Annotated in this window: 15 protein-coding genes; 5 read left to right on the top strand and 10 right to left on the bottom strand. The window is 35.3% G+C overall.

The genetic code is table 11. The features are described 5' to 3' along the window. Nucleotides 1-5: 5 nt before the first annotated feature. Entirely contained in the window at nt 6-1391 is a 1386-nt protein-coding gene (locus EL165_RS24810) for an OmpP1/FadL family transporter (RefSeq protein ID WP_126358712.1), read from the top strand. Nucleotides 1392-1447: 56 nt separating this feature from the next. On the opposite strand, the gene EL165_RS24815 is transcribed toward EL165_RS24810, so the two are convergent. Together EL165_RS24815 and EL165_RS24820 are read right to left on the bottom strand one after the other, a co-directional pair. After that, the gene (locus tag EL165_RS24815) at nt 1448-2176 is read right to left on the bottom strand and encodes a ZIP family metal transporter (RefSeq protein WP_002980774.1); all 729 of its coding nucleotides are present in this window, start codon (nt 2174-2176) and stop codon (nt 1448-1450) included. Next, nucleotides 2176-2901, bottom strand: coding sequence for a class I SAM-dependent DNA methyltransferase (locus EL165_RS24820; RefSeq protein ID WP_002980773.1), 726 nt, complete (start codon nt 2899-2901; stop codon nt 2176-2178). Before EL165_RS24820 ends, EL165_RS24815 begins: the two co-directional genes overlap by 1 nt. A 137-nt stretch (nt 2902-3038) precedes the next feature. Between EL165_RS24820 and EL165_RS24825 the strand changes: the two genes are divergently transcribed. Further along, nucleotides 3039-4205, top strand: a complete 1167-nt coding sequence (locus EL165_RS24825; protein WP_002980772.1) for a THUMP domain-containing class I SAM-dependent RNA methyltransferase — start codon at nt 3039-3041, stop codon at nt 4203-4205. Nucleotides 4206-4801: 596 nt separating this feature from the next. On the opposite strand, the gene EL165_RS24835 is transcribed toward EL165_RS24825, so the two are convergent. The 3 genes from EL165_RS24835 to EL165_RS24845 form a co-directional block, all read right to left on the bottom strand. Further along, nucleotides 4802-5956, bottom strand: coding sequence for a hypothetical protein (locus tag EL165_RS24835; RefSeq protein ID WP_002980770.1), 1155 nt, complete (start codon nt 5954-5956; stop codon nt 4802-4804). 250 nt (nt 5957-6206) lie between these two features. Further along, entirely contained in the window at nt 6207-6554 is a 348-nt protein-coding gene (locus EL165_RS24840) for a hypothetical protein (RefSeq protein ID WP_002980760.1), read from the bottom strand. After that, entirely contained in the window at nt 6530-6946 is a 417-nt protein-coding gene (locus tag EL165_RS24845; protein ID WP_002980758.1) for a hypothetical protein, read from the bottom strand. Before EL165_RS24845 ends, EL165_RS24840 begins: the two co-directional genes overlap by 25 nt. Nucleotides 6947-7307: 361 nt before the next feature. Here EL165_RS24845 and EL165_RS24850 point away from each other — a divergent pair, with 361 nt between their 5' ends. After that, nucleotides 7308-8291 (top strand): helix-turn-helix domain-containing protein, encoded by a 984-nt coding sequence (locus EL165_RS24850; RefSeq protein ID WP_002980753.1) that lies wholly within the window; start codon nt 7308-7310, stop codon nt 8289-8291. Between the two features lie 67 nt (nt 8292-8358). On the opposite strand, the gene EL165_RS24855 is transcribed toward EL165_RS24850, so the two are convergent. Both EL165_RS24855 and EL165_RS24860 read right to left on the bottom strand, forming a co-directional pair. Further along, a complete protein-coding gene (locus EL165_RS24855; RefSeq protein WP_002980752.1) occupies nt 8359-9165 on the bottom strand; it encodes an AraC family transcriptional regulator in 807 nt (268 codons plus the stop codon). A 38-nt stretch (nt 9166-9203) separates the two neighbouring features. Beyond that, nucleotides 9204-10217: an SDR family NAD(P)-dependent oxidoreductase gene (locus EL165_RS24860; protein ID WP_002980751.1), complete on the bottom strand. Its 1014-nt coding sequence runs from the start codon at nt 10215-10217 to the stop codon at nt 9204-9206. A gap of 209 nt (nt 10218-10426) precedes the next feature. Between EL165_RS24860 and EL165_RS24865 the strand changes: the two genes are divergently transcribed. Then, nucleotides 10427-11431: a glycosyltransferase family 2 protein gene (locus tag EL165_RS24865; protein WP_002980748.1), complete on the top strand. Its 1005-nt coding sequence runs from the start codon at nt 10427-10429 to the stop codon at nt 11429-11431. A 174-nt stretch (nt 11432-11605) separates the two neighbouring features. Here EL165_RS24865 and EL165_RS24870 read toward each other — a convergent pair whose 3' ends face one another. Beyond that, nucleotides 11606-12835, bottom strand: a complete 1230-nt coding sequence (locus EL165_RS24870) for an aminotransferase class I/II-fold pyridoxal phosphate-dependent enzyme (RefSeq protein ID WP_002980746.1) — start codon at nt 12833-12835, stop codon at nt 11606-11608. Between the two features lie 157 nt (nt 12836-12992). On the opposite strand from EL165_RS24870, the gene EL165_RS24875 reads away from it, so the two are divergent. Next, the gene (locus tag EL165_RS24875; protein ID WP_002980744.1) at nt 12993-13451 is read left to right on the top strand and encodes an Lrp/AsnC family transcriptional regulator; all 459 of its coding nucleotides are present in this window, start codon (nt 12993-12995) and stop codon (nt 13449-13451) included. A 34-nt stretch (nt 13452-13485) separates the two neighbouring features. Here the strand turns inward: EL165_RS24875 and EL165_RS24880 are convergent, their stop codons facing one another. Further along, nucleotides 13486-14571: a serine hydrolase domain-containing protein gene (locus tag EL165_RS24880; protein WP_002980742.1), complete on the bottom strand. Its 1086-nt coding sequence runs from the start codon at nt 14569-14571 to the stop codon at nt 13486-13488. Nucleotides 14572-14753: 182 nt separating this feature from the next. Further along, nucleotides 14754-15782 carry a bestrophin family protein gene (locus EL165_RS24885; RefSeq protein ID WP_041461530.1) on the bottom strand — a complete coding sequence of 343 codons (1029 nt, stop codon included), beginning with the start codon at nt 15780-15782 and terminating at the stop codon, nt 14754-14756. Nucleotides 15783-15993: the final 211 nt, after the last annotated feature.

Here is a 15993-nt window from a genome sequence, read left to right on the forward strand (position 1 = left end):
TATTAATGAGTATTTCTGCTGCATTTTATGCGCAGGCTCAGGATGTTTCTGTGATAAGAAATACTGTAGAAGTTTACTCAAGTACTCCTATGGTGGGATCAGCTAAGTTTAATGCAATGGCTGGAGCTAATGGTGCGCTGGGTGGTGATGCAAATTCTTTGCTTACAAACCCTGCAGGTTTAGGGGTAGCTATTTCAGGAGAGGTTTCAGGAACTTTATCTATTTTAGGAAATAAAAACAGCAGCTCTTTAGCGGGAGCTACCATAGATTATAGCAAAACGAAAGGTGATCTTGGAAATGCCGGAGGAATCATTGCTTTTCCTTTGATGACAGAAACCGGATGGAAATTTATCAATATTGGTATTAATTTCTCTAACCAGACGCTGGACAATGTAATCCAGTCACCGGGAAATAATAATATCGTGTATGCTTTTGATAAAGATGATATCACCAAAGATGCTGCATTGGCGGGGCATATATATGAAAGATATGGGAACTTGTCAAAGATGAGCTTTGGGGTTGGGGCCAATTATAATCATAATTTATATTTAGGTGCAGGCTTTAATTTCTTCAATGCCTCACTGGATCAGTATGACAGCTTATTTTACCGAAATCTGACTAATAATTCTACGGAAGGTTTCAGTAAGCAGGATACTCCTTATTCAGAAAGATCGTCAGGTTTTTCTGCTTCCTTAGGGGTAATCGGAAAGTTAAGTCCTAATTTCAGAGTAGGTGCATCCCTTGAAACGCCTACATTCTGGACAATAGACAGAAATTATTATTTCTACAACGATCCGGTTTACGGAGATGATATGGGTGCTGAAAACAGAAAGTTTACGTCACCGCTTAAAGCGACTGTGAGTGCAGCTTTTGTAGCAAGTAAAAATTTCTCATTAAACGTAGACTATACGCTAGGACTTACAAAACCTGATTACAAAGGATACGGAGGTGCAGAAAGAGAATTGAACGACTTCTTCAAAGATAATTATAAGAACCTTTCAGAAGTAAGAGTAGGGGCTGAGTACAGGGTACAGCAGTTCAGGTTGAGAGGTGGTTATTCTTACCAGTCAAGTCCTTTTGATGCGCTTACCATCAGCAGATTTAATGATGCCGGTACTGTGGGTGACCAGTCTTACAGCAATCTGATGCTAAGTGACAGAAACACGCTTTCATTCGGTATCGGATATGATTTCAAGTCATTCTATATTGATGCATCTTATCAGAACATCTCATCCAAATATACCAATCCTTTTATGAGAGGATATATGGGCGATAATTTTGATTCATCTTATTATTCTTCGAGTAAAATCTTCGAAAGTGATTCGTACGCAGTAAGCGATGTGAAAAACAACAGAAATAATTTCTTCCTGACATTAGGATGGAAATTCTAAGCTTTACATAAGCTCTATATAATAAAAGCTCCGGATATTCCGGAGCTTTTTTACTTTTAATGAGAATGAGCAGTGGGATGCTGATGAAAAAGATGCATCATCAATGCAAGTGAAACACCTAAAACAACCAACCCTATTTTTACCCAGTCTATATTGTGATTTTTATTGCTTTCAAAAATGATCACGGATGAGATATGAAGAAAAATTCCTCCTACAATAGCCAGAAAATAGGGCTGAAGATCCGGATTGAAATAATTCCCTAATAACATTCCCATTGGAGAAGCCAGGGCAAATAAGGCTACAATGAGAATAGAAGGATAAGATGAGGAGGCTTTTGATTCTCCTTTTCTGTTAAATAAAAATGCTCCCAGAATAAATGATATGGGAAGATTGTGAAATACAATTCCCCAAAGGTAGGGTGAGATCTCATGCTCTTCATTGGCAAGCGGAATTCCTTCAATAAAGGCGTGAATAAATAATCCCACCATTAAAGCAACAGGGAGGATATTATGCTCACTATGATGATGGAAGTGTCCGTGCTCAAAACCTTTGGTAAGAGCCTCCAGAATCATCTGAAGAAGTACTCCTGCGATGACAAATATCCCAAGATTACTGCTTCCGGATGAGGTATAAACCTGTGGGAAGACTTCGTTGAGACAAATCGTGATCAGAAAACCGGCACTTAATATCAGAAGATTTTTCGCCAGTTTCTCTTTCTTACCAAAGTGTTTTCCCAGAAAAACTCCTGTTACGACACTTAAAATCAGTAAAAATACTGTTGTCATTATTTTTTCTTAAATAAATTGATGCATCGCGGGGAATTTTCTTTTTTAAATTCATTCAGCTGATAATCTCCCCAGATTTTTATTCTTTCAAAGCCACATTCTGAAGCATATGCGTGAATGGCTTCCAGGGTATGCAGCTTTACTTTTTCAAAGAAATGAAAAGGTTTACCATCCGCTTCAAAACGGATATCTTTTATGACGTGTCTCCCTTCAATCTTCTTAAGAATTCTGAATTCAATATCCCCGCGGGTAATGGTGGTTTCAGGAACCAACGTATTTCTTACAAATTCTTCATTCAGATAATCCAGTACAAAATATCCTCCGGGTTTTAAAACATTGTAAACCGACTGAAATACCTTTTTGTCGTCGTTTTCATTGTCAAAATACCCAAAACTTGTAAACAGATTGAATACTGCATCCATAGGATCTGCATCAATCGGGTTTCTCATATCATGAACTTCAAAAAGCAGGGTTTGATTTTCATACTGTTTATCAGATTCAATACTTTGTCTTGAAAGGTCCAATCCCAAAACATCATACCCTAATTTGTTGAGGAAAACCGAATGTCTTCCTTTACCGCAGGCAAGATCTATGATTTTCGACTGAGGCGGAAGCTGAAGATCCGCAGTGAGTTTTGTAATGAAGTTTTCAGCTTCAGTATAGTCTCTGTTGCTATAAAGCAAATGATAATAAGGGGTATCAAACCAAGATTCAAACCATTCCATAACGCAAAAATAGTTAAATTTGTGCGGTTAAAAGCAAAGTATTTTACAACATTAAGAGATTGAAAAATTCAATTGGACAAGAAATTGAATAGTTAATCTTTTAATTTTTAAAGCTTTAAATCTTTTAATTTATACGTATGGATACAGAAAATATAAAAATACAGATAAAAACATTCTTCGGATTGGAACAAATTCTGGCAGAAGAAATCAAAAAATTAGGGGGAAGAAATGTTGAAATCAAGAACAGAGCGGTAAATTGTGAAGGAGATCTTGGCTTTCTTTATAAAATCAATTATTCTGCAAGAACAGCACTGAAAATATTGGTGCCGATTCACGAATTTAAAGCTTTTAATCAGCATCAGTTCTATGACAGATTATTCAAATTTGAATGGGATAATTTTATGGATGTTGACCAGTCTTTTTCTATTGATGCAACCGTAAATTCTGAGACCTTTAAGCATTCACAGTTTGTGACTTTAAAAATGAAGGATGCCATTGTGGATTATTTTCAGGAAAAATTCAAAAGACGCCCGAATGTGGAAACGAGAAATCCGGATATTAAATTCCATCTTCATATTGACCGGGAGCTGGTGATGATTTCCATGGATTCTTCAGGAGATCCTTTGTTTAAAAGAGGATACAGAAGAGAGCAGGGAGAAGCACCTATCAATGAAGTGCTGGCAAGCGGAATGCTTCAGCTGGCTGGCTGGGACGGAAAAGGAAATTTTCTTGATCCGATGTGTGGTTCGGGAACATTGCTGATTGAAGCTGCGATGATTGCGATGGATCTTCCGGCTCAGATCTTCAGAAAGAGATTCGGGTTTCAGAACTGGAATAATTATGATGCCGATCTGTTTGCAAAGATCAAAGAATTCAGAATTAACAGAGTAAAACAATTTGATGGAAAAATTGTAGGATACGATATTGATGCAAGAATGCTGAATGCCGCAAGAATGAACGTCGAAGCAGCGGAAATGGAAGATGTTATTGAGATTAAAAAACAAAACTTCTTTGATTCCAAAAAAGAGCTTTTCCCATTATTAATGGTATTCAATCCACCATATGATGAGAGAATTTCCATTAATGATGATGATTTCTATAAAAAGATTGGAGATACCTTTAAAACAAATTATCCGAATACATTGGCATGGCTGATCTCTTCTGACTTGGAGGCAGTGAAGAAAATCGGATTACGTCCTTCCAGAAAAATCAAACTTTTCAACGGAAAGCTGGAAACAAGATTTTTACAGTACGAAATGTACGAAGGAACGAAGAAGATCCATAAGCTGGAAGGTAATAATTAATAATCTCTGAGATTAATGTCGTGGAATTTTCTAGAAGTATTTGATATCATTGTGGATGCGTTGAAGTTGTTTAGCTCCTCTGATCCGTCAGGTTCAACTTCTTCTGACAGGAAAAGTTTAAATTATGATGAAAAACCTCAAAAGAAAGAATCAAAAAAATCCAGATATTTCACAGAAAAGATAAGTGTAGTGGCACTGGTATTAGCGGCATTTTGGCTTTTTATTGTTTTTAAAGATCCGCTGCCCATACGAAACTATACAAAAATCTTAGTGATAGCGTCTTTAATAGGAGTCGGCATTTCACTTTTAGTTTTTTTTGTTTTATATGTTTTAGAACTTTATTATTTTAAAACATTATTTAACCTACTTTTTTTCAGCTGCTCAATAATAATTTTTTTTATTTCAGCAATAATATATGCTTATTTTAAATCAGGACTTTTCATATAACAATAAAGTCTCAGATTTGTATCTGCAGATGAGTATAATAAAATAATAAAAAGCACGGTCATTCATTAATGGATAACTGTGCTTTTTCTGTTAAACAAAAATCGGACTTCGAAACTGGTATTCTGGCTAATTTCTAGTCTATGTGTTGTTTATTTTAATCTTTTTATTACTATTCCTGCCCTTCTAATATCATCATTAGTAGCGGTCGTATTATTATTATCAATCACAGTGAAAAACTCAGCTCTGTACCAATGTCCATTGATCGTTAAGTGAACTGTTGTAATTTCATTTTGAAATTCTAATATGGTTGTATCAGGAATACTTTGAGGCGTGCTGCTGGTCGTCATATTTAATCCATCTCCATTATAATTTCCATTATCGAGATTAATAAACTGTCCATTTCCTAACCATACATTAGAGGCACCAAAACTATTGAAACTTGACAATAACGAAAAGTTAACTTTTACGTTAGCTCCGGAAACATTTACTAAACGGATCATTTCGGAAACGGTGCCACTCGCTGTAACATTATCAATAAAATAAATATCAAGTCTCACACCTTCTATAACGGGCATGTCCGGAGCATAATAACTCATATAGTTTTGAGGAACTGTTGTGGTAGCATTCAATCCACCACTTCCTACATTTGCAGGAGCGGTACCATACCAGTAAATTTCTGAACCTACTCCTATCGTATTTTTTATTCCGACAGAAGCAGTACATGTTTTACCTCCGGCATTAATGGTAAAATTAGTTACTGTAGGGCTTGAAACTGTTGGAGTACCTGATACATTGTAGATAAGATTTCCTGTTCCTGTAGCCAGGTTTCCTGCCTGCAGTGTAGCTGTAAGCCCATTTGAAGAGATGATTTGCGATGGATAAGTACCACCATTTCCTCCAGTATAAGGAATAGTCAATGTTCCTGAATAGGGAACATTTTGGGTATAAGTCTCCGGAGAAAGGGTAGCATTACTACAAAGAAGATTTCCTATTGTACCAATTGTAAGAGAAGAATTGTTAAGACTTCTCCATTCAGAACCGTTCCAAAATACATATCCTGCAAAAGAAAGTCCGGCAGTTCCTGTATTATATACCAACAATCCGGTTGCGGGAGAAGGTATGGTAGTCGTATCTGTAGTAGAGGTCAAGGCGATTCGGGGTGCCAAAACCCCTTTATTTGTTGAATTTATATCAAGTATTGCAGATGCATCCGGAGAAGTGGTTCCTATTCCAACACCTCCGTTTTGGCTTAACAAATAGCTTGAGATAATTCCAAATCCCAATAAAAATAATTTTTTTTTCATGTTTGTATTTAATTTAAATGAATAATTCTATGTGTTTTTGTTAACTGTGCAGATCTTGTCTATGTCTATAAGAATGTTGTGCTCCTATGAGAATTCCCCAAAATACTTTATTAATTTTCTGGAGCATACTATGAATGCTAGTGATATGGAGTTCTAAAATGATAAATGGGTAATTCTTTGAATATGTTTTTATTTAAGATTTTACATAAAATGCTTTTGTTGTGGAGGTCATGATTAATGGCTGTTGGTTCTAGACAGCATATTTTTTTTTCCATTTTGTAATAGTATTCCTGCTCATATTAAAGTAAATAGCTGTTTGGTAATTGGCGATCTTATTTTCTTTCTGGTACTCTAATATTTTTATAATTGTTTCTGAATCATAAGACTTGTGTTTTTGATTTGATTTGCAAGCCACACAATTATGAGTATCTGAAATTATATTGTTCAGCTTGAGTATATCTAATGTAGTTAACTTATTTTTTTCTAAAATAGTTCTGCATTCTTCTTTTTTATGCGGATATCTTTTTTGGATCATATCCGTATAAATTCTCTTATAGTCAGGAATCGTTTTATTTACTTTTGATATTTTTGTATCCATTTGTGTAGAGTTGCTTTTGGGATTTTATATTCAGTTACTATTTCCTGTTTGGTTTTTTCTCCCTTTTTAATTTCTGTCAGAATGAAATCTATAATTTCAGTTGTATAAATATTCTTTCTGAAGCTTGGCAGTGAACTTTTCAAATTGTTCCGTTTTTTGTTCCCCTTAGGGGCATATAAGATCAGATGCTGAGAATACAGTCTGAAAAAATCATAGTGTAATAATTTAGACCATTTAAGGACAATATTGATGTCTAATGATACACTATCATACATCTCATCAATTTCTCTTTCTGAGAGTTTAAAGAAGTTGCATATTCGTAAGATCTCAATCTTTTCTTCTCTGACTTTTTTCTGTAATAATTTTCCTATATGTATTTCTTTGAAATTCATGTTTTCCTTTTCGTTATGAATTTTTAAAGTTTTTTTGAAAGATCTGGTTTATTCAATAGTATAGAGGCTCTTAATATTATTTTTGCTTAAGACTTAAGAACAACTGTTGTATGATACAATACAGCAAATATGATATAAGAAAATGTAAAGAAGCAATATACGATGAAGATTGAGTATATTTATTTGATTTGAAATTAATTTTTTGATATTCAGTATTTTGTATTTTTATTTATTGACGATAATGTTATTTTTTTTACCAATAAATAAAATTGACGATTATGTTTTTTATTGTTTTTATCTGAAATAAATCCTAAAGTAAAATAATATTTATTTTTGCGACTTGGAAAATAAAATATCATCAATGAACTACAATAAATCGAAAAAGAAAATCACTTTAAGTTTTATCTTCGTGATGCTTATTATTTCTTTGAGCTTTAGTATTCTGTATTATGTATGGGGGCTTGTCATGCTTGTAATTCATCATTTAATTATTTCAGTTTTCTCTCTTTACATTTTTATCGTAGTCTGGAATTACAAAGCAAATTTTGATTTTGTGCATCTTATTCAGATAGCTTTATATCCTTACATAGCTATATATTTTATTAGTAACATGATATTTTGGGAAGTAATGCCCATTAATATAATATGGGGTGCAGTTTTTCCTTTAGGCAGTTTGTTTCTGCATAATATTAAAAAGACCATTAGTGTTTCAATTTTCACAGTTGCCTCTATAATTCTTGCTCCTTTTATTTCCAATATTTTTGGACTCTCGGATACTATGAGTTTAGCTTTTAAAATATTATCAAAAGATCAATTATTTATTTTAAACTATATAGATATCTTTTTTTTTATAATGGTAATCATCATTATTGTATATCAATTTTATTTACATAATGAGGAGTATATAGAACATAGAATAAATGAAAAAAATGAAATTAATGAACCTGAAGAGGTGATTTTTTATGATGAGTCGGAATGTGATTCTCAGGAAAGTGTTTATGATATAAAGTTAAACAGAATCTATGAGAGCATGGTCAAACATATAGAGATGGAAAAATCATATACCAATCCAGATTTCAGATTGGAAGACTTAGCAAAGATTGTAGGAACTAATAGATCTTACGCGTCTGCTGCTTTAAATAAAAAAGGAAAAACATTTAATAATTTTATTAACTGGTATAGGGTTGAACATGTAAAAAGGGAGTTACAGGATAATAAAAAAAGAATGAAAGAAATATATACAGGGGCGGGGTTCCGGTATCATTCTACCTTTGTCAAAGTGTTTGAAGAAACTGTTGGTGTCAAACCTTCAAAATATCAATATATCCAAAAAGAACCAGAGTAATTATTATTTTATCAGAAGATATTTTAAATGATAAAAGGTTGTACTGATAGGTACAACCTTTTTGTTTTTATCGGACCAATGAAGGTGCAAACCCATACTGTTTTTTAAAAGCATGCGAAAAATGGGAAAGGTCTTCAAAACCTACCTCCAGAAATACATCAGAAGGTTTTTTGTTTTTTTCTGACAAATGATAATAGGCCAGTTCAAGACGTTTTTGGGTAAGCCACCGTTGTGGCGTTGTCTGAAATATTTTTCTGAAATCCCGGTTGAACGTAGATAAACTTCTTCCTGTGAGATACCCAAATCGTTCCAGGGGCATATTGAACATATAATTCTTTTCCATAAAATTAATAAGGTCCATTTTTCCAGGTTCATTAAAATCAGCAAGTACAGCATCTATATCCGGATCAATTTCTCTTAAAATACTAATTGCTTCAGTGATTTTCAAATGAGCAATATTTTCGGGAAATGGCCCTTTAATTTCAAAATAAGGAATGAGTGAGGTAAGACAACTCTTCAGAAGAGGATGGCTGCTGAAGTGATGAATGCTTGATTCCCGATGCCCTGTTTTCTTCTGCACATCAGCAGAACTGTAAAAGTTTTTTAAGCGTTCCGTAGTAAGGTGCATTACTACGGCTTTATGTGGAAGATCGTCTTTCGGATAGTTGATAATGGTCGCAAGATGATTTCTTGGGATCAGGAAAATATCTCCTGCTTTGAAAACATAGGTTTTATCTGCCTGAATAATTTTTGTTTCTCCTGATATGAACCAGACCAACATATGGTATTCAAAAACTGTTTCTGTTTTGAAGAGCTTGTCATCATAACTGGAAAGCTTGATATCCGGTGTGAGATATTGTATCTGGAAATCCATTGTCAAAAGTTTTTCATTACAAATGTATTTAAAAACAATTACTTGGTATCAAACCGGAATCCAAGAATCTTTTCACTTAATTTCCATAACCGTTCTGCATTTTCCTTATCAATAGAATAGGGCTGTACTCCACGAATAGTTGCCGGTTCATCAAATCTGTGTTCTATTTGTCCTCTGTCTATTTCTGCTATATCACAGTTTTCACAGTAAACACCTCCGATTTCTTGGAGCAACGGACTTACAGCACACCAGACTGTAGTGGCAGCACCCTGAGGAATAGTTTTTAATCTGGCTTGCACTTCCGGTTTGATATTACCGTTTTCATCGTGTGTCCCAAGCTGTTTAAAAAGTTCGATGGGTTCTTCTCTTCCCAGATCAGTACCATATACAGAACCCGGATGAAGAGAATAGGCTCTGATGTGGTGTTCTTTACCTCTTTCATCCAATGCTACAGCAAATAAATTACAGGCCGTTTTGGATTGTCCGTATCCGGAAAGAGTGTCATACGCTCTTTTCTCAAAATTGGGATCTTCAAAATCAAACGGAGCCATCTGATGTCCATAAGAAGAAACACTGATAACTCGTGCACCATCTGACTTTTTCAGTGCGGGCCATAGCTTTGCGGTAAGGTGGAACTGTCCAAGATAATTCGTTGCCAACTGAGACTCTATACCTCTGCTGTCCCTGCGAAGGGGTACCCACATGATTCCTGCATTATTAATAAGAATATCCAGACTTAGGCCTGATGCTGTAAATCGTTCTGTAAAAGCATCGATGGATGCCGGATCCATCAGATCCATTTTTTCCAGTTCAATATTTTCAATTCCTGTAAGGTTTTTTCCTGCCTTTTCAATATCCCTTGCAGGAATAATGACACGGGCTCCTGCTGAAGTAAGTACTTTTGTTGTTTCAAGACCGATTCCTGCGTAGCCACCGGTAATCATCACTGTCTTTCCGGTAAGATCAATACCTTGAATAACTTCCTGAGCTGTTGAAAAAGCATTAAAGCCTGATTGAATAGGCTGCTGCAATGTGCTGATAATAGATTCCATTTTTTTATTGGTTTAAATTTCTATAGCAAAATTAGGATGGATTGCCGAGGTTCGTTTTGTTTAAAATTCCAAATAACTTGGTCCAGAATTTCATTTGTAACTTCCATGAAATAAGGTGAATAAAACTCAGTATCGTTAATTTCTCTGAATAAGCTGTTAAACTGTTTGTAGTTTGTCCGGCGAATAAGTAATTTTGAAAAATTTTCAATTTGAAACCCACTATTTCCATTGTCGTTGCTATTTACAACCGAAAAGACGAGCTTTTTGAGTTGCTGACCTCCCTTACCCAGCAGACGGATAAGGAGTTTGAGATCATTATTGTAGATGACGGTTCTCTCATCGATCTGAAACCTACCATTAAAAATTTTGATGGAATTCTGGATATTAAATATTTCAGAAAGGATAATTCAGGACCGGGATTGACACGAAACTATGGGGCAGCCAGAGCAGCAAATGAATGGCTGGTGTTTGTAGACAGTGATGTCATTGTTGAAAAAGATTATATAGAGCACATTAAAAACGATATCCTGACCATTCCCTGTGATGCTTTTGGAGGGGCAGATAAAGCGCATAAAGGATTTAATCTGATGCAGAAAGCCATTTCCTATTCTATGACATCGGTGTTTACAACAGGTGGAATCAGGGGAAGTAAGAAAGCGGTTTCCAAATTTCAGCCCCGAAGTTTTAATATGGGCGTGAAAAAGGAAGTCTTTAAAAAAGTGGGCGGATTTTCTGAAATGAGAATTGGTGAGGATCCGGATCTTTCTATGACGCTTTGGGAAAATGGATTTACCACTGCTTTTTTTGATGATATTGCTGTTTATCATAAACGCAGAGTCGATTTTGGAAAATTCTCCAAACAGGTTTATCAGTTTGGCTGTGCAAGGCCTATTCTTAATCAAAGACACCCGAACTATGTAAAAATATCTTTTGCATTTCCTACATTATTTATGTTGGGATATGTAATGGGATTTCTGGAGTATTTCATCATGCATAGAGGGATCATCCTTGCTTTTTATGGATTGTATACTTTCCTTGTGTTGTTTCATGCCTTATTACTGACTAAAAATATCAGTATTGCCGGAATGGCGGTTATTTCCACTTATATCCAGATGTTTTCTTACGGATACGGTTTCTTAAAGTCCTGGATACTGCTCAATGTTTTCAGAATGAAACCTGAGGATGCCTTTCCGCATCATTATTATAAGAAATAACAGGGTAATAGTTGCCAATAAAATTCAATAGGAATAGGCTTTAGCCCATTTATAATAAATAAATTCTTCAAAAGCTATAATAGATTATATTTAACATTTGTTATTCCAAATCTAGAGGTGGATTGACAAATAAAAAAGACTGTTTCAAAAACGAAACAGCCTTTTACAATAAATTTAGGATATGGAAATGTTTTCATGGTGGTTAAGAACTCCTACTTTCAACATACATTCCTTCATTTTCTGGTAAGTTCTTTTGATATCGTGGTCAAGACCGATGGAGAATCTGATCAGTCCGTCAGAAATGCCTATGGAAGCTCTTTCTTCTTCAGGAATTTCAGAGGAGGTCGATTTTCCTGAGCACGAGAATAAGGTCTTGTAGAACCCTAAGCTTACAGCAAGATAACCCAGGTTTTCTGTCTGCATCAGTTCCATCAGTTCGTTTGCTTTTTCTGTAGTTCCGGCATCCAGCGTCAGTAATCCTCCGTATCCGTATTCTTCATGAATCATGCTTTTCATCAATTTATGGTTTTTATGGGATGGCAATCCCGGATAAGAAACTTTTAATCCGTCTTTTTCGAATCTTTCCGCAAGATACATGGCATTATGGCTATGTTGTTTGATCCGGATATGTAATGTTCTCAGGTTTTTCAGAATGCTTGAAGATCTTAAACTATCCATTGTAGGGCCAAGAAGCATACATGCTCCTGAATTCACATTTTTAGTATCATCAATGAAAGCTTGTGTTGCACAATATACACCTCCTACCGTATCACTGCTTCCGTTAATGAATTTTGTCAGGCTGTGGATCACAACATCTGCCCCGAATAGCGTAGGAGAAATCGAAAGAGGGGAGAAGGTGTTGTCTACAATCAGTTTCAGATTGTGTTTTTTACAGATTTCAGAAAGTTTTCTAAGGTCTGCCACTTCAAGAAGCGGGTTGCTCACACTTTCACAGTAAATAACTTTAGTATTAGGTGTGATGGCATTTTCTATAGATTCAAAGTTGTTGATATCAACAAAAGTAGTCGCTACATTAAACTGCGGAAAGAAATTTTTAAGAAAAGCATAGGTTCCTCCGTAGATGGTTCTGCTTGAAATAATATGGTCTCCGCTTTTGCAAAGCTGCATCAAAACAGAAGTGATGGCTCCCATTCCTGATGCTGTAACGTTGGCCGATTCCGTATTTTCCATCTTGGCAAGAGCCTGAGCCAGGTAAAGGTTCATCGGGGATGAATGTCTGGAATACAGATAACATCCTTCAGCGTTTCCTTCAAAGGTATCAAACATGGTCTTTGCAGAAAGGAATGTGTAAGTAGAGCTGTCAGAGATAGAAGGATTCACTCCTCCGAATTCACCAAAATATTGAAGATCCTGGATCTCATTGGCGGCGTTAAAGTTTTCCATAAATATCGTTTTTATTTTATGGTCTCAATTTGCATTAATTTGTTAATTATTACAACATAAATTTGAATTTATAGAAAATAAAACTGTAAAATATTATTTATTTAGAAAAATTATTTAGTATCTTCGGGATTGTTAAATTTTTACCAAAAAAATATCTATGGAACTTGACGAAACTGACAAGAAACTCCTGTATTTTTTACAGGAAGACTGCAAACAAACCACCAAAGAACTGTCCGGTAAGCTTGGATTGTCTGTTACAGCAATTTATGAGCGTGTCAAAAAGCTTGAAAATGCGGGTGTTATTTCAAAATATGTAGCCTTGCTGGACAAGAGTAAAGTTAAGAAAAATTTTATTGTGCTGTGCCACGTAAAATTAAGCCAGCACAAAAAAGAATTTGTACTTCAGTTTGAAAAGGAAGTAATGGATCTTGAGGAAGTTACAGAATGTTTTCATGTAAGCGGAGATTATGATTACATCCTTAAAATAGGAGTGAAGGACATTGAAGATTACCGCAGTTTTATGCTGACGAAACTTACAACACTTCAGCACATTGCAAGTACACACAGTTCATTTATGATTTCTGAAGTAAAAAATACAACAGCAATCGTATTATAGATTACCGTATCTCAACTGAATGTAAGATTTGTTGTTATACAACTTCTTTAGTCATTTTATCGATAAAATAATGGAGCCTTTTAATCTCGGTTCTGCCTCTGTTTTTGTCATTTAAAAAACACGTTGTTACGATAACCATTTTTAAATCCGGGATAACACAGATAAGCTGTCCGCCATAACCCGTTGCTACAAAAGCCTGATGTCCATTGGTTTTTCTTCGCCACCAGTAATAGCCATATCCGTTGGCATCCGGCATTGCGTCCCAGGAATTCAGTTTTACCTGTTCAGCTGTAGATTCCTGGATCCACTTCTGGGATACAATCTGCCTGCCTCCCAATTTTCCGTTGTTCAGAACCATTAAACCAAATTTCAACATATCTTCAGGTTTCAAAAACATTTCCGAACCTGCGATATTTCTGTTCATGGAATCTGTATCCCATCGAGGAATATTCATTTTTAATGGCCTGAAAAGATTTTCTGTTGCGAATTGCTTGAGGTTGGTCTTTACAATTTTTGCCAGTGCAGCTCCAAAAAGGTGAGATTCACCGCTGTTGTAATTGAATACAGTTCCCGGATATTCCTCAAAAGGAAGATCCAGCACAAACTTTACAGGATCACCGGAAAATGACATCGCTGTCGAGATTTTGGAATTTTCAACCCAGTCAAAACCTCCCTGCATGGTCAGCAGATTTTTTAATGTTAATGTATTTCTTATTGAATCGTGAATCACTTTCCCTTCGATATTGGAAATGTTTTTAAAACTGCTCCTTGATACATTGTATTCCGGAAGAATCTTTAAAACCGGAGTATTGAGATTGGGAAGTAAGTTTTTATCCTTAGCAATTCCCGCAAGAACAGAAACAATACTTTTGGTGACAGATTTTATACTGAAAACAGTCTCTTTGCCGGCTCCGTGAGAGTATTGCTCATACATTATCCTGTCATTCTGAGAAACAATGAATGACCCCAGAGAAGGAATACTGTCGTTGATTTCTTTGGTGAATTTTTCATTAAACTCTTTGGGCAATTCTTTATTGAAGGCAGCCTGTGACTTTACTTCAGGACAGAATAGGATAAGACACAGCATTGTCATAACCTGCAGTACTTGCTTGGATCTCATTGTTAAAAAGAAAGGATCAATTATTAGTGGAGAAAATTATAAGTTAAAATCTGTCCGAAATAGAACAGTAGCTCAATTTTGGACAGATTTCAGCTGATGTTTTCAACTTTCTAAGTTATGAAATAACAATGAAATCTGAAATATATTCTGATGTTTTTTACAATGATTTTCGGAAAAAGAAATTATACCAAAACTCCATTTTTGGAAGAAATAGGATCTGGAAGTTCTGTTTCTCCGCCTAGCTGAAGAAGATCAATTTCAATGGTTCTGCAGATAGAAAGCATAGGAACGTCAAACATTAATCCTGCAAAAGGATTTTCAGAATAATCTCCTACTAATTCCATTATGATGTAGATCCATCCGATGATGATACAGAAAGGAATTGAGGTCCAGATTCCCCAGTCGCCAAGCTTTGCGAATTCGTTTACCAATCCGAGCGGAAGAAGCATAATAAACAGGATATTAAAAACAAAGGCTGTACTGGCAAATTGTCTTGGTGAAGGAAATTTCTTGATTCTTTCTGCCTGCCCCTGGAAATTATAGAATTCATTCAGACTGTTCTGCAGCTGAGTCTGGTTAAAATCTGTAATAGCATTCATATTTTTCAGCTCGTTGATATCTTTTGCCTGTTGGGCAATCAGGTAGGTAGCGAAGTTTTTATAATCATTTTTAAGATCATATTCTTCTTCTGAAAGGTATTTATGTAAGAAAATGGGAGCTCTTCCGTAATCCGGAAATCCTGCTTTGATCAGTCTGTTTCTTCTCAGATTAATGTTGCCGAATTTATTTTCTGTGCTGATATGCTCCCATTCCGTTGGAACCAGAAGCTGCTCACGAAAAGTATACAACCAGGCAATATGGCGGTAAACAATTTTTCTTTTACGGTCTTCAAGATCAAATACACCGATTTCTTCATTTTTAGTATCAAAAGCATAAACCATAGAAGCAAACGAGCGGCTTGAATTTACAATTCCTCCCCAGATTTTTCTGGCTTCCCAAAGTCTGTCGTACGCCTGGTTGTTTTTGAAACCTACAAGGAATGCTTCTGCGGTACCAATCAGGGCAACAGGAACCCATGGAATTGTCATCCATTGCCAGTTGAAGAAATAGAACAGTACAGCGATCATAGTACACCAGATTGAAATCAGGATGAGGTGAAAACCTGATAAATTGAGGACCTGCTTATAATTGACGTATTTGGTTGTGATCATAAAACGTATGAAATTAGGTGTGCATATAAACAAAATGAATACCAAAATGAGGTATCCGTTCTGTTTATTAAAATTAATAAAAAAACCTCTGAAAAATCAGAGGTTTCATATATTTAATATTTCAGCATTTCTTCGATCTTATGAGAAAGCGTCTCGGTATTTGGAGGTATTACACTTATATAACAATATAAAAAAGGTTGAAATAATTATC

The organism is Chryseobacterium gleum, from assembly GCF_900636535.1.
Classification (GTDB): Bacteria; Bacteroidota; Bacteroidia; order Flavobacteriales; family Weeksellaceae; genus Chryseobacterium; species Chryseobacterium gleum.

Coding starts and splice junctions, on each gene's coding strand:
- EL165_RS24845 (WP_002980758.1), bottom strand. CDS start 6,946: ATGAATTTCAAAGAAATACATATAGGAAAATTATTACAGAAAAAAGTC.
- EL165_RS24815 (WP_002980774.1), bottom strand. CDS start 2,176: ATGACAACAGTATTTTTACTGATTTTAAGTGTCGTAACAGGAGTTTTT.
- EL165_RS24810 (WP_126358712.1), top strand. CDS start 6: ATGAGTATTTCTGCTGCATTTTATGCGCAGGCTCAGGATGTTTCTGTG.
- EL165_RS24860 (WP_002980751.1), bottom strand. CDS start 10,217: ATGGAATCTATTATCAGCACATTGCAGCAGCCTATTCAATCAGGCTTT.
- EL165_RS24875 (WP_002980744.1), top strand. CDS start 12,993: ATGGAACTTGACGAAACTGACAAGAAACTCCTGTATTTTTTACAGGAA.
- EL165_RS24835 (WP_002980770.1), bottom strand. CDS start 5,956: ATGAAAAAAAAATTATTTTTATTGGGATTTGGAATTATCTCAAGCTAT.
- EL165_RS24880 (WP_002980742.1), bottom strand. CDS start 14,571: ATGAGATCCAAGCAAGTACTGCAGGTTATGACAATGCTGTGTCTTATC.
- EL165_RS24885 (WP_041461530.1), bottom strand. CDS start 15,782: ATGATCACAACCAAATACGTCAATTATAAGCAGGTCCTCAATTTATCA.
- EL165_RS24855 (WP_002980752.1), bottom strand. CDS start 9,165: ATGGATTTCCAGATACAATATCTCACACCGGATATCAAGCTTTCCAGT.
- EL165_RS24840 (WP_002980760.1), bottom strand. CDS start 6,554: ATGGATACAAAAATATCAAAAGTAAATAAAACGATTCCTGACTATAAG.
- EL165_RS24870 (WP_002980746.1), bottom strand. CDS start 12,835: ATGGAAAACTTTAACGCCGCCAATGAGATCCAGGATCTTCAATATTTT.
- EL165_RS24825 (WP_002980772.1), top strand. CDS start 3,039: ATGGATACAGAAAATATAAAAATACAGATAAAAACATTCTTCGGATTG.
- EL165_RS24850 (WP_002980753.1), top strand. CDS start 7,308: ATGAACTACAATAAATCGAAAAAGAAAATCACTTTAAGTTTTATCTTC.
- EL165_RS24820 (WP_002980773.1), bottom strand. CDS start 2,901: ATGGAATGGTTTGAATCTTGGTTTGATACCCCTTATTATCATTTGCTT.